Annotated in this window: 12 protein-coding genes; 6 read left to right on the top strand and 6 right to left on the bottom strand. The window is 44.0% G+C overall.

The features are described from left to right. Positions 1-137: 137 nt before the first annotated feature. The gene (locus AB4405_RS00360) at positions 138-1,313 is read left to right on the top strand and encodes an Ldh family oxidoreductase (RefSeq protein WP_372059178.1); all 1,176 of its coding nucleotides are present in this window, start codon (positions 138-140) and stop codon (positions 1,311-1,313) included. 173 nt (positions 1,314-1,486) lie between these two features. Here the strand turns inward: AB4405_RS00360 and AB4405_RS00365 are convergent, their stop codons facing one another. After that, on the bottom strand, positions 1,487-2,515 hold the full coding sequence (locus tag AB4405_RS00365; protein ID WP_102468280.1) for an AraC family transcriptional regulator: 1,029 nt from the start codon (positions 2,513-2,515) through the stop codon (positions 1,487-1,489). A 127-nt stretch (positions 2,516-2,642) separates the two neighbouring features. On the opposite strand from AB4405_RS00365, the gene AB4405_RS00370 reads away from it, so the two are divergent. Then, positions 2,643-3,782, top strand: a complete 1,140-nt coding sequence (locus tag AB4405_RS00370) for an arginase family protein (protein ID WP_372059179.1) — start codon at positions 2,643-2,645, stop codon at positions 3,780-3,782. Between the two features lie 496 nt (positions 3,783-4,278). On the opposite strand, the gene AB4405_RS00375 is transcribed toward AB4405_RS00370, so the two are convergent. From AB4405_RS00375 to AB4405_RS00385, 3 genes are all read right to left on the bottom strand, one after another. Further along, the gene (locus AB4405_RS00375) at positions 4,279-4,962 is read right to left on the bottom strand and encodes a GntR family transcriptional regulator (RefSeq protein WP_372059181.1); all 684 of its coding nucleotides are present in this window, start codon (positions 4,960-4,962) and stop codon (positions 4,279-4,281) included. Positions 4,963-5,117: 155 nt separating this feature from the next. After that, the gene (gene pykF, locus AB4405_RS00380) at positions 5,118-6,530 is read right to left on the bottom strand and encodes a pyruvate kinase PykF (RefSeq protein ID WP_102468283.1); all 1,413 of its coding nucleotides are present in this window, start codon (positions 6,528-6,530) and stop codon (positions 5,118-5,120) included. Between the two features lie 465 nt (positions 6,531-6,995). Further along, the gene (locus tag AB4405_RS00385; protein WP_372059183.1) at positions 6,996-7,772 is read right to left on the bottom strand and encodes a metalloregulator ArsR/SmtB family transcription factor; all 777 of its coding nucleotides are present in this window, start codon (positions 7,770-7,772) and stop codon (positions 6,996-6,998) included. Positions 7,773-7,930: 158 nt separating this feature from the next. On the opposite strand from AB4405_RS00385, the gene AB4405_RS00390 reads away from it, so the two are divergent. The 4 genes from AB4405_RS00390 to arsJ are packed head-to-tail and all read left to right on the top strand — an operon-like array spanning position 7,931 to position 11,070. Next, positions 7,931-8,278 (top strand): metalloregulator ArsR/SmtB family transcription factor, encoded by a 348-nt coding sequence (locus AB4405_RS00390; RefSeq protein WP_372059184.1) that lies wholly within the window; start codon positions 7,931-7,933, stop codon positions 8,276-8,278. A gap of 11 nt (positions 8,279-8,289) precedes the next feature. Then, positions 8,290-9,294, top strand: a complete 1,005-nt coding sequence (locus AB4405_RS00395; RefSeq protein ID WP_102468286.1) for an ArsJ-associated glyceraldehyde-3-phosphate dehydrogenase — start codon at positions 8,290-8,292, stop codon at positions 9,292-9,294. Further along, a complete protein-coding gene (locus tag AB4405_RS00400) occupies positions 9,294-9,791 on the top strand; it encodes a phosphatase (RefSeq protein ID WP_372059185.1) in 498 nt (165 codons plus the stop codon). The genes AB4405_RS00395 and AB4405_RS00400 overlap by 1 nt, the downstream gene beginning before the upstream one ends. Positions 9,792-9,843: 52 nt before the next feature. Next, a complete protein-coding gene (gene arsJ / locus AB4405_RS00405) occupies positions 9,844-11,070 on the top strand; it encodes an organoarsenical effux MFS transporter ArsJ (protein WP_372059186.1) in 1,227 nt (408 codons plus the stop codon). Between the two features lie 94 nt (positions 11,071-11,164). Here arsJ and AB4405_RS00410 read toward each other — a convergent pair whose 3' ends face one another. After that, positions 11,165-12,010: a GGDEF domain-containing protein gene (locus AB4405_RS00410; protein ID WP_372059187.1), complete on the bottom strand. Its 846-nt coding sequence runs from the start codon at positions 12,008-12,010 to the stop codon at positions 11,165-11,167. A gap of 255 nt (positions 12,011-12,265) precedes the next feature. Beyond that, a complete protein-coding gene (locus AB4405_RS00415) occupies positions 12,266-14,038 on the bottom strand; it encodes a lysophospholipid acyltransferase family protein (protein WP_372059188.1) in 1,773 nt (590 codons plus the stop codon). Between the last annotated feature and the right edge of the window lie 17 nt (positions 14,039-14,055).

A 14,055-nucleotide genomic window follows, 5' to 3' on the forward strand; every position in this document is an offset into this window, starting at 1 on the left:
TAATTTATCTATAAGGTGATTTAAACGGGTAACAATACGAGTAACAGCATCCAGTATGTTACTTCTTAGGGACGAAAAATCCGCTAAAGTAGCGGCAGTCTTAATAGAACATATCCCTACTGATAGAGGACTTTACCATGGCTAATGTACCAAGCCCGACTACCACTTTTGACAACGAGTACTTCTCGTTCATCGTTTCTGAATCATGGAAACATATTGGTTCAACTCAGGAGCACGCTGATATTCTGGCGCACAACCTGCTTGTTGGTGGCCTACAAGGTAAGCTGCACCAAGGTCTCGGTGTTATTGAAGCGGTAACCATTCCATATGAAGCGGGTATTTTAGATCCGTCAACAACGCCAGTTATCGAGTCTGAAGGCGATACGTGGGCGGTTTATGATGGTAAGAAGTCCTCTGGTCACTATGCGTGTACACTAATGGCACAAACCGCTATTGAGAAAGCACGTAAGCACGGTATCTCTATTGTATTTGGTTACGACCACTGTGACGGCGGCAACTTCTCAAACTACACACAGATGGCAATGAAAGAAGGCATGTTCGCTATGTCTTCAAACAACTCTGTTCCTCTAAACGCGCCGTTTGGTGGTATGGATCCAACCATGTCTTGCCCTCCGTTCGATGCGGCTTGTGTCGGTGGTGATGAGCTGCCTCTAGTGACGTCTATCATGATCGGTGAAGGTTACGACTCTCACATCTGTGATGCTATCGTCAACGACCGTGACCTGCACGTTGCAGCGCTTGTTGACCAAGATACAGGTGAACTGACTGCTGATGCTCGTAAATGGGGCTCTCTAATTGAAGGTTACGGCCGTGTTGCTGACTGTAAAGCACCTTGGACGTTCCTAACGCCTCGTCTTTACTCTATCAATATCTGGAACGAAGTCATGACCGCGATCATCAACCCGAAAGGCACGATCGCACCTGAGCTTCCTGCAATCCCAAGTGATTTCTTCACAATGGAAAATGCACCGTGTCCAGTAGGCGGTTCTTACATCCTAGTGATTGACCCAAGCCACTTTGGTCCTATCGAAGAAGTGAAGCGTAAGAGTGATGCGTTTGTGAAAGCACAAAAAGCAAACCGCCCACGTAAAGGCTTCAACGAAGTTTACATCCCAGATGAGTGGGGTCTAAAAGCAATGGCTGAGTCTACTGATACTCACCAAGTTATGGATTCACACTGGGTTGGTTTTAAGTCATTCCTAGAGCGTTCAGGTACAGATATTGCGACATTGAACGCGAAATGGGCAGAAAAAGTTGGCGCTGAACGCGCGGCTGAAACTATCCGTAATTAATTGTATTTGGTTCGCTACTGTCACTAATTGAAAATCATACGCACGTGATTTTAACCCAGTCCTCGGACTGGGTTTTTTTATGCCTGCTCCAATTAAATACTACTTAACGTAAAGCTAATACTATTTAACCCAAAGCTGATACTTATCTCCTAACACTAAACTTAAACCGTACGCTAGCGAGGCGACTCAATACGGTATTGATGCGGACTTACACCGTAATAACGTTGAAATGCTCTAAAGAAGGGGGGGGCAGAATGATAGCTGAGGAGGTCGGCAATCTCAGTGGTATTCAAACGAGTATTGAGCAGATAGTCTCTTGCAACCTGCATTCGAGTGTCGAGAACGAGGTGCTTATAAGTCGTGCCTTCTTCTAGAAGTTTGCGTCTGAGCGTTCGGCTGGTGGTGTTCATTTCGCTCGCCATGGATTCCATCGTAGGTAAGCCATACTTCAACTGAGTCAGTAACTTAACCCTAATCTGGTAGCTAATAGGGTGTACAGTTGAGTCATCAATGAGGGTTTGGCTTTGTAGCGTTGCGACGTGTGCAATTAACGCCGGATTCATCGAAATGGCCGAGCTTATCCACTCGACGGGAAAACGAAGCTGGTTTTTTGGTGCATTAAAATTCAGATTGTCAGTGAAAATGTTGCGGTATAACGATGCGTAATGAGGGGCGGGGTAGGCAAAATCAACCTGGATGTGTTTACGATTAAAGTCTTGTTCTAAAAAACGCTCGATGCCGAGGTAGTAATGGCAGATCGCGTCTTCAATCGTGTAATGCTGAGTGGATTTTCCATAAGAGCGGTCCTCAGCCGTTATGTAGGCGTACTCGCTGTCATAGCCAATATGTATGTCGACATAGTCTTTTGTAATATAAGAGAATTGTAAACCTGTATCGAGTAGCTGCTTCAGGTTTTGACAGCTGACCATCGCATAGCCCCATGCCCCCATATCTTGCAGTTTCAAACGCTTTGCAATACGCAACCCCAAGCCATCAATGTGCAGCTGGTCTACCGTGAGTGCCATTAGCGTATGAATCTGGGTAGCCTGTATGGTTTGATATTGTCCTTGTGTAATGCGAATAATCCCCGCCTTACGTAAAAAACCAGCAAGGTCAACCGGCGCTGCCGATTCCTGACGGACAATGCTCTCCCAGTAACCCAAGATCGCGTTAAAGAAATGCTGTTGATTTAATGAGGTCATGCGACTTGTCCGAAAATGTAAGCTTCATGTCCTGAAGTGTAATAAGCATTTATGAGAGTAGCAATTATAATTTTCGCATAGCTTGAGGTGAGGTTATTCACCTAATTAATCAATAGAGGGCTCGTCCATGTTTAAGCCGAAACGTGTAGAAATTTCTCAAGAAAACCTAGACCTTTACAAAGATATCTATTGGAATAAATCTGACGCTGATTTTTACATCAACGATGATATTGCTCCTATGCAGCAGCGCATGGCCGCGCAGGGTGTTGAGGCGTTCAGCTTGCTCGGTAAAGAGCACGTCGGTGCGTTTGGTGCTCCGTATGTGAACAACTTCGAAAATGCAGACATAGTGATGTACGGCTTAACAATGGATAAGTGCTCACCGAATGCTGGTGGTCATAAATTTGGTCCAGGTGCGATTCGTGATGCGTCTAAAACGGGCATGGGTCTTATCCACCAAGATGGCACAATGCCGTTTGAACTGTGTAATATCATCGATCACGGTAACTGGGATGGCTTAGGTCATTTTAATCTTGATGAAGAGATGCGTAGTGCGCAAAAAGTGGTTGATGACATGGTGATTAACCATGGCTGTACGCCATTTTTCTTCGGTGGTGATCATACGGTTGCTTACCCTGGTCCTGCCGCACTAGCAAAAGTTCATGGTCCAATCTCGCTTCTTCATATCGATGGTCACTTTGACCTGTTGACTCGTGCGGATTTTGATTATGAATCGTATTCAGGCAACTGGTATTGCCGTTTAGCGTCTGAAGGTGCTATTGATCCACAAACAAGCGTCAGCATGGGAATGCGTGGCCGCTGGTGTGCTTCCCAACAAGGTAAAGCAAAAGCGATCGGTGGTAACTTCTTCTTAGCGGATGAGATTTATGACCTAGGCATTGATTATATTGTTGAGCAAATCTTAGAAAAACAAGGTGATGGTCGTCCAGTCTACCTAACGTTCGATTTAGATGGTCTTGATCTTCTTGATCACAGTGCAAACTCAAGCCCTGATCCATTTGGTGTGTCAGCGCGCATGTACTACGATATCTTCCGTAAGTTACGAGCTACAAAGCGTATTAACCTTGTCGGTGCTGATATCGCTGAATTTGCGCCCCAGAAAAACAGTGATGAAAAAGATGCATTGTTGACGGCTGCATTTGGTTGGGAAATGTTAGTTTGGCTTGCCGAATGTCGTTATATTCGTGAAGGTAAGAAAAATCCAACAGAGTGGCCGATGAACTTTGGCCGTAATATCGAGTTTTAATCACGGCGCTATATGGGCGAGCCCCTATTAAAATGTGTCAGTGATGAATAGGTAAGCCAGTTGCATTTGCGACTGGCTTTCTTGTATCTGAGAATCAGTAAACAAACGAGAACTATAAACGACACCATTTATTTTAATGGTGGAAAATTCGTGCTACTGCATTAGACTTTAGTCTAATGCAGGTTAAAACTTGACCTGTAACAGAATGTAAGTAAACTATCGTTTCTTTGAGATTTGTCACACTTTAAAATTTGTAGTTGCCCGCTGATATTGATAGGAAGTTAATCGTTTCACAAGGATTTTTTTAGATTAATCATATGTTTGGGCTCGGAGATAGAATATGAGTACCCACTTTCTTGTTAGGTTAACGATAGGCACGCTGGTGATCCTAGGAATTCAACTCAGCGCATTATACTTTTTGCCTATGGTTTTACTGCTAAATACGCACCATAAAGAATTCTTTGGGTGGTAAAAAATCGGGGCGAGCCCCGATTTTTTATGCCATCTCTATGGCATCAACTTGAGGCTCTATCTCTTTAATCATCGCGGTGATGAAGTCGGATAATTGAAGCTTTGCGGCGTCTAGGTCTTTGTCGAGTGTCAGCTTCATTATTTTTTCATGCTCATCCAATCGAAAAGTTTCATCAAACCCTCTCGGTGAATAGTTTAAGGATATTTGACGATATCGTTTTATCTGACGAATTATATCGTGTAAAAATTCCTGCATATTTTTTGAAAAACAACCACTAAACAGTGCAAGATAAAAGGCTTCTTGGCGTGCCTCCCATTCTTGCCAATCAAAGCTTTCTGCTTGAAATTTAAAGCGAGACAGCTTGTGAAACTCGGTGAGAATACTGAGTTCCCAATTCTCACTCCCTTCCTTAATCGACTTTTCCAGTAACACTGAGGCGACAACATTTAGGCTTTCGTGTAGGTCATAAAGTTCAGCCTTGGAGATAGGGGCAACCCAACAGCCTTTTTGAGGTTCTAACTTAACGTATTTAATCCACGAAAGTTGTATTAATGCTTCTCTGATAGGAGACGCACCGACGTTATATTTTTGTTTGAGTTCTGATACCACCAACTTTTGGTTTGGCTTCAATTCTCCCGAGAGAATATCCTGACAAATGTCTTTTGCGACTTTGTCCGTCAACGTTGGGCTCGACACAACACACCTCATTACCTAGTGAATGACTCGTTTAAAACAATAGGCGGTATGCCATATTGTAAATTGGCATGGATAGTACAGTGAGTTGAAATGTTGGGCAAGAAAAATTATAAAAAAAAGAGGGCCTAGGCCCTCTTTTTATAGATGTTGCTTATGTAACGTCGTAATTATAGTACGTGTACAGAAGCTGTGTTAGTCGTGCCTGAAGCAACAAGTGCACCAGAAACCATAACAACGATGTCGCCTTTCTTACCAAAACCAGAGTTTAGAGCGTACTCTTTACCGTTTTTGTAGAATGCGTCAGTGCTATCAATTGAATCAACAAGAACAGGACGAACGCCTTTTGTTAATACAAGTTGAGCCGCTGTTTTTGGATTAGTAGTAAGTGCTACGATGCTTGCTGTAGGAAAATACTTACGTACAGAACGTGCAGATTTACCGCCGTCTGTTGCAACGATGATCAGTGGAGCAGCCAGTTTCTCAGCTGTGTCTACTGCACCTTTACATACTGCTTCAGTGATACGTAGGCGTGGGCTATCTAGACGAGAACCTAGTTCTGCTTTCAGTGCACCGTCAGTACGGTTAGCGATTTGAGCCATGATAGTCACAGCTTCAACTGGGTATTTACCCTTCGCAGTTTCACCAGAAAGCATAACTGCATCTGTACCATCCATGATTGCATTCGCAACGTCACCCGCTTCTGCGCGAGTTGGACGTGGGTTTTGAATCATAGAATCAAGCATTTGAGTTGCAGTGATAACAACTTTACGTGCACGGTTACATTTCTCGATCATCATTTTCTGAGCGAAGATTACTTCTTCAGCTGGGATTTCAACACCTAGATCGCCACGAGCAACCATGATGCCGTCAGAAGCTTCAAGAATTGCATCGAAGTTATCAACACCTTCTTGGTTCTCAATTTTTGAGATGATGTGGATGTTTTCGCCGCCGTTTGCGTTTAGCAATTCACGGATTTCTTTTACGTCTTCTTCTTTACGGATGAAAGAAGCAGCAACGAAATCAACGCCTTGCTCACAACCAAATTTAAGGTCAGCTTTGTCTTTTTCAGACAGTGCAGGTAGCTTCACAGAAACGCCAGGAAGGTTAACACCTTTGTTTTCGCCTAGTGCGCCGTTGTTTAGTACTTTACATTTTACTTCAGTCTCAGAAGTAGAAATAACTTCCATTTCGATAAGACCGTCATCAACTAGGATAGTGTTACCTGCAGTTAGGTCTTTAGCAAAACCAAGGTAAGTCACTGCAACGATGTCTTTATTACCAACAACTGCAGCATCAGTAGTGAAAGTGAATTCTTGACCAGCGACTAGATCAACGTCATTGCCGCCTTCTAGTTTGATAGTACGGATTTCAGGACCCTTAGTATCAAGCAAGATAGCAAGTTGCTTGCCTACGTTCGCCATCACTTCACGGAAGTTAACGATACGCGCTGAGTGCTCTTCAAAGTTACCGTGAGAGAAGTTTAAACGCATTACGTTCATACCAGCGTTCACTAGTTCAGTCAGTTTCTCTACAGACTCAGTTTTAGGGCCAATCGTACATACGATTTTGGTCTTTTTCATGGAAGATACTCTCCGGTAAGTAATATTTACAATTTCAAAGTTAGTGTAGTCCATCAAGAAGGCTAGCGATGCCCACAATAATTCACGTGAGCTATCAAATATTTATCCAGCTTTTCGTCTTCTTGATGTGAAAGCCTTTCAATACATTTAGTCATTTTATGACCAGTTGAGGCGCTTTCTAGCCTGGAATTCTGTGATGCAAACCACTATATCATGGTGATATTGCACAAAAATAAACAATTATTTCGTAATTTATTTTCTTTTCGGGGCGGATTCTACCACCTAATTGATCAAAATTCACGATACATAACTTGTTTTAGAGCAAGGTTTCGACGCTTAATATTTAATTTTTAGATCAAAATAAATAAATTGGATGAATCTTCAATATCTTGTAACTTTTTTTCAGAATTAATTGTTGGGTTACAACATTCTTCTTTTGGCTAGTGGAAACGAAATGGCTAAAATTTAACCGTTTGTCACTCTAGGTTTTGTGTGTTCATGGCGATGCGGTCTAGTTGTGACTCGGTTCAGTAACTGATTGGCTGCGATCAATTGAGGCGCCATGCTGGAGACTGAGGCGTTAAAAATCGCGATAGCCCAATCTGGAAGTGAGGGTGAAATGGAATAGAACGCCCATTGACCTTTACGTCTGTCAACGACAAGGCCACATTGCCTAAGAACGGCGAGAGCCCTGGATATTTTTGGTTGCGATTCTTGCAATGCTTCACATATCTCACCCACGCTCAACTCTACTTCCGTAAATATCATTAATGCAATCATGAGTCGTGTTTGATCGGATAAACACTTATGCAATACGAGCGGATTAAAGTCGTGACCCATTGTCTCGCGATGAACCAAGACAAACCATTCAATCCTTTGTTGCAGGTCTACTAAAGATGCCCCAAACAATGGCTCTTGGTATGAAGTTGGCGTTGGTAAGTCCCAAAAAATGCTTTCATTGGTATTTGGAAAAATGCCGCACTCGGCGTGAGCGGAAGAACAGAGTGTAATGACGTAATCAAAGCGTTGGCCGTTGAATTCGGTCATTGACTTTGAATGCAGCGTCCCTGTTTGATAACCAGCTTTCTCGAGTGTTTCAAGTGTTCGGTTGTCCACTGCGTTTGGGTGACTGCCCGCGCTGAACGCTTGATAGTACTCGGAATAGCTTTGATTAACGATAGCTTCTGCTAACTGTGACCGTGCTGAATTTCCACGGCAAACAAATAGGATGGTTTTCTTCATATTATCCTCAGCGTAAGAGGCTAGAGTCGGTAAGACAGTCGGTGATTGGCATAACAATGCGGGCATATTATGAAAGTTTTATTAATGGATGAAAAGATCCTTGACTATTTTAATATGAAAATTAATATATACGCATATCCATATATAAGTGATTAGGTATGCTTCCACATGAATTCTTTAAGTTAATGTCTGATGAAACTCGGATCCGCACCTTGTTATGGATCTCTGCCAAAGGTGAGGTGTGCGTCAATGACTTAGTGGAGGTTTTACAAGAGAGCCAACCGAAGGTGTCGAGACACTTGGCCATGCTGCGGCAGGTCGGTGTTGTGACGGACTGCCGTGTCGGGCAGCGCGTTTTCTACCGATTGTCGAGCGGGCTTCCTAGTTGGTTATACAAAACAATTCAAGGGCTGGAGCAGTCAAACTGTCTGCAAAGTGCTTATCAACTAAACTTTAATGAAGTGGTGTTATCTTCGGGTAACGAGTCAAACTTCACATTGAAATAAGAGAACACTCTATGGCTATCAAAGTAGGTATTAATGGTTTTGGTCGAATTGGTCGCTTAGCACTGCGTGCGGCGTTTGATTGGCAAGAACTTGAGTTTGTAAAAATTAATGACGTGGCAGGCGATGCGAAAACACTCGGTCACCTTTTAGAGTTTGATTCTATTCAAGGGCGCTGGCACCACGAAGTTAACGTCGAAGGCTCGACGCTTATTATTGATGGACAGCACGTTGCGACAACACAAGAGCGTGACATTAATGCGGTAGATTGGTCTGACTGTGATGTTGTCATTGAAGCGACGGGCGTGCATCGTAAAACCTCGTTCTTGAATCAATACCTAGAGCAAGGCGTTAAGCGAGTGGTGGTTTCGGCACCAGTCAAAGAAGATGGTGTGGCAAATATCGTGGTTGGTGTTAATGATCATATTTTTGATCCTGCATTACACCGTATTGTGACGGCAGCATCGTGCACCACAAACTGCATTGCGCCCGTCGTTAAAGTTATTCACGAGAAGTTAGGTATCGAACAATCGGCCTTTACTACCATTCATGACCTGACTAATACCCAAACCATTTTGGATGCGCCACACAAAGACCTTCGTCGAGCGCGAGCATGTGGTATGAGTTTGATTCCAACGACGACAGGCAGTGCCACTGCTATTGTTGAAATTTTCCCTGAGCTAAAAGATAAGATTAATGGACATGCCGTTCGAGTGCCATTGGCTAACGCCTCACTGACGGACATTATCTTTGATGTGAAACGAGATACAACCGCTGAAGAAGTCAACGCTTTGCTTAAAGAAGCATCGGAAGGTGAATTGAAAGGTATTCTTGGCTTTGAAGAGCGTCCTCTTGTGTCAATTGACTACAAGGGTGATCAACGTTCAACCATCGTTGATGCACTGTCAACGATGGTTGTAGGCACTCGTATGGTTAAGATTTACGCATGGTATGACAATGAAATGGGCTATGCCACGCGCACGGCTGAATTGGCACGTACAGTTGGTCTAGCGGGGTAATGATAATGCATCCAACATGGGAACTTAACGTAGATAACGCGGCATTGGTATTGATGCCGTGTCCTGGCACAAAAGAAGCCTCGTTAGAAGAGTCGTTAGCACAACTAAAAGAGCAAGGCGTTACTATCATTGTAACGGCTTTAGATAATGAAGAAATGGCGGAGAAAGGTGTATCGGAGCTTGGCAAACAAGCACGTGCGCTTGGTATGAAGTGGTTTCAAACGCCGATTGAAGATGACCGAGCACCTGGCATTGAGTTTACGGCTCAGTGGAATGCTATTTTGCCTGAGCTTCGTCAAGCAATAGAAGCGGGAGAGAACATTGCGATGCATTGCATGGGCGGATCGGGTCGTACCGGTCTTCTTGCTGCAAATTTATTGCTCGATCTTGATTGGGATTTAGAAACCATTCGTCGTGAAGTACAAGCATTGCGACCGGGGGCATTTACTAAGCCTATCCAAATTGAATACGTCGAGCAGCTCGCTGCGAAGTTCTAGTAGATAAAGAGGCACTCATCGAGTGCCTCAACTTTTTGAGTGAACAGAAAATATGCTGTCTAACCTAAGTAAAAGTGTACGCCAATACATGCTGGTGACGTTCAATTATTGGAACTTTACTATTACAGATGGTGCACTTCGCATGCTGGTTGTGTTGTATTTCCACGATTTGGGTTACAGCGCGCTTGCCATCGCATCATTGTTTCTTTTTTATGAGTTCTTCGGTGTGGTGACGAATCTTGTTGGTGGCTGGCTCGGGGCGAGGCTCGGGCTTAACCGAACCATGAACATTGGCTTAGGGATGCAGATTGTTGCTTTGGTTATGCTCGCCGTGCCAAGTGCGTGGCTGACGATACCATGGGTGATGGCCGCCCAAGCCATGTCTGGTATCGCGAAGGATCTCAATAAAATGAGTGCCAAAAGCGCGATTAAAACCTTAGTGCCAGATGAGCAACAAGGGGCATTGTATAAATGGGTAGCGATATTAACCGGATCTAAAAATGCGCTAAAAGGAGCAGGATTTTTTATTGGTGGTGTTCTGCTTTCATTATTGGGCTTCCAGTACGCGGTGTTGGCGATGGCAGCGGTGCTGACGCTGGTATTTATTGGCAGTGTCCTGAGTCTAGAAGGCGATATGGGGAAAGCGAAATCGAAGCCTAAGTTCAAGCAGATGTTTTCTAAATCCGAAAGTATTAATATTCTTTCTGCCGCTCGAATGTTCTTGTTTGGTGCGCGCGATGTTTGGTTTGTTGTTGCCTTACCTATCTATCTAGGGTCTGTATTTGGTTGGAACCATAGTTGGGTGGGGGGCTTTCTTGCGCTTTGGGTCATTGCTTACGGCTTTGTACAAGGCATCGCACCTAAAATTACTGGTAAGGCTCAAGGTGAAGTACCGGACGGAGCGGCGGCGTTTTGGTGGGCGATGGTATTAGCTGGGGTTACTGGCGTCGTGGCTTTAGGCGTGCAGATGGCATGGCATCCACAGCTTGTCATTGTTGTAGGATTATTGATTTTTGGTGCGGTGTTTGCTGTTAATTCATCCTTACACAGTTATTTGATTGTTAGCTATGCCAAGGGAGACGGTGTCTCTATGGACGTAGGCTTCTACTACATGGCCAATGCCATGGGCAGATTGATTGGCACGATTCTGTCGGGGTGGATTTATCAAGTGGCTGGCTTAGCCGCGTGTTTGTGGGTCTCGTTTGCTTTTTTAGTCATCACGACCGTTATCTCGATTCGGTTACCTAGCGTTAAAAAACCGGTGCAGAGCGAATACTAATCCACCGATTCATTAGGCACTTTTTTACTCGATGCGTATCAGTCGGTGGAAGGTGCTTGCCTGTTCTCTTGTCATATGTCGTCAAACTCAACAATCACAATGCTAGGTTTCGTTTTGCTTTGCGTTTGCGTTTGTTCTGATACATGTTCCTATCAGCCTGTTTGAGTGTTGTGCGTAGGTTTTGGTGATAAGCTGAAATTCCCACACTATAGGACAGGGTCTTGTATTGGCTAAATCGCTGGCTAAACAACAACTCAAGTTTGGACAGCGAACACTGTAATTGTGCAGTGTCAGTTGAGCTTGTGAGGATAATAAATTCGTCCCCGCCATAACGTACAATCGTGTCGGATTTATCAAAGACCCGGCGTAAGCTGCGGGCAAATTTTGAGAGAACTCGGTCGCCTTCACTGTGTCCCATTTCATCATTTACTTGCTTGAAATTATCTAGGTCAACGGCAATGCACAAGCCTTCTTGCCATTGAATTGAGCTTAAATAAGCAAGGTTATGCAGCCTAGTCAATGGATCAGTGTAGGCTTGTTTTTCGAAAAATTTAGCCTCTTGATGCAATTCGGTCACATCAAAACTCGTGGTGTAAATATACAGCTCTTGATCAATGATGATTTTGAATTTGAGTACGTTGTAATAGAACGTACAGCTTGGCGTTTGGAATTGAATGATTTTGGCGGTACATTCGCCATGCTCAAGAAATGCTAAGCTGGCATCGTGACATTGCTGAAGCATTTGTGCGACATTCTCAGGGACCTGCAGTGACAATTCATAAGCATCCATCCCTAATGGGTTAATCGCCGAATATTGGCTTAGCCAGTCGGTAAATGTGTCGTTGAGATAAATATATTTATGGTCAGCGTCGCGTATAGAAAGAAAGCCTGGGAAGTGTTGGAACAGCCCGTAAGCTTGATGGTACGTTAATTCTGTCACAGCAAATATCCCACTCAGATAAACCGAATTTTCTTATTATTGAAAAACGGGTTGGTATTGTTATCGTTTTGTAGGCGTTTCTAACATGACGGATTGATAAGAACTGTGATGCCTATCGTTTAAACTTGTACGACTTGATGAGAATACACGTAATCTCACCTTTGAGACATGCTATACACTAAATGTAAGTATGGTTTTGAATAGTGTATAGCATTGTTTTTAAAGAAATCTTGTTTTTGTTGTTACTGGCGAGGCCTAGCGAGCTTTGTTAGTGACGGCATGCATGGTTAGGTAGTGTTGTGCTTTATCTTTACCCATATAGCGAGCGAGAGATTTATCTGGCACAGCTCTTAGGTCAACCACGATGAGTCCATCCAACGCATTATTGAAATCAGGGTCGATATTAAAGCTCACCAGTTTTCCATTGAGGGCTAAGTACTGCTTGAGTAGAACCGGCACCCCTTTCCCGTTATCGAGTTTTGATATGACTCGTGATAATAGCTGCACGTCAGCTAACGCGCTGAGGAGTTGGGTGTTCCAATGAGAGTGACTCGTGTGCGTAGGTGGGTTGGAGGCCGTCACAAAACTTGCCCCAATTTCATCATAGTGGTGCATCGTCATGGTCTCAGCCAACAGCTGGCGAGCGCTATCGCTGTAGTCGTTGCTAATACTCACTGGGCCAAATAGGTGTGTGTAACTTGGATTACGATAGACGAATTCTGAAATGCCCTTCCACAGTAGCAACAATGCACTCATGCTTTTTTGATACTCTTGTGAGATAACCGAACGTCCCATTTCAATCGCATTTCCCATTGTTGCTAAAAACGGTTTGTCGTATTGAAATAGTGTTCGAGAATATAGGCTTGAAATATCTGACTGAGCAAGGAGTTGATCGACCATTCCTAAACGGTAAGCTCCCACTAGCTTCTTGCTCTCACGATCCCAAACAAAAAGGTGGTGATAACTCTTGTCAAAATGGTCAATGTCGAGTGACATGCCGGTGCCTTCCCCTACTTGTCTAAAGTTTATCTCCCTGACTCGACCTATCTCGTGTAGAAGGGAGGGGATATGCTCAGCGGTAGTGCAGAATACGTCAAATTCACCACTTGATAGTAGGTGATGTTCTGCGGGAAGTTGCTCGATGTCGCTCAGTAAATCCTTAAGATCCAATGCGGGCGCTATCGGTACCTCAATGCTTGGGTTCAGTGCGGTCGGTGGCTTATTGACATGTTCACGGCCAAGTAAGTAGGTATTGAGGCGCAGGTAATTGACCAGCTGACGGCTCTTGAGGTTTTTTACTTCTTTGTATTTAATGGTGTCGCCAATCGCAATGTTAATGGGTTTGTTTTTTTTATTAAGCAGTTCTCGACCAAGCATCACCGTGCGTAACATGGGGTGCACTTTGCCCGCAAAGTAAAAGTGTTTGGAATTGAGTCCACCAATATGGATAGGGACGGCTGTGGCTTTGTTCTTTTTTATTAAAGTGCTGACGGAGCGGCTCCACTCTTTGTCTTCAAGGCGCAGGTTTTTTCTATCAACAAGCTGGGATACTTCGCCAGCAGGGAAGACCAACAAGATGCCGCATTGCTCCAAATGTTGGCTAGCTTGCCTTAAGGCTCGGGTGTTGGATTGATGAGCGCTGTCGCCGTCAAAGACATCGACGCCAATAAACAATGACGCTAATTCGGGCACCAGTTTTAAAAATTCATTGGCGAGGATTTTAACGTCTTTACGGACGCTTAATAATAACTCCGCCAAAATTACGCCCTCTACACAGCCAAGAGGATGGTTTGCGACGATCACGGTTGCTCCAGTTTTCGGAATCATAGCGCTATGCCCAGTGACAATGTTGTACTCAATCCCGAGTGTTTCCAAAGCGTAACGTAAAAAACATTCGGTACTGCAATTTACAGGTCGTTGTGCATAAAGCTGATCCAAGACTGAAAGTCCAGTTGCCCATTCAGCAACATTTTCTGCAATTCCGAACGGTGTTTTTCGCGGCAGGCGAAAAGGGCTGGTGGTGTTCATAGCAACCTCTGAGTCAA

Source organism: Vibrio sp. 10N.261.51.F12 (genome assembly GCF_041471725.1).
In the GTDB taxonomy this organism is placed as follows: domain Bacteria; phylum Pseudomonadota; class Gammaproteobacteria; order Enterobacterales; family Vibrionaceae; genus Vibrio.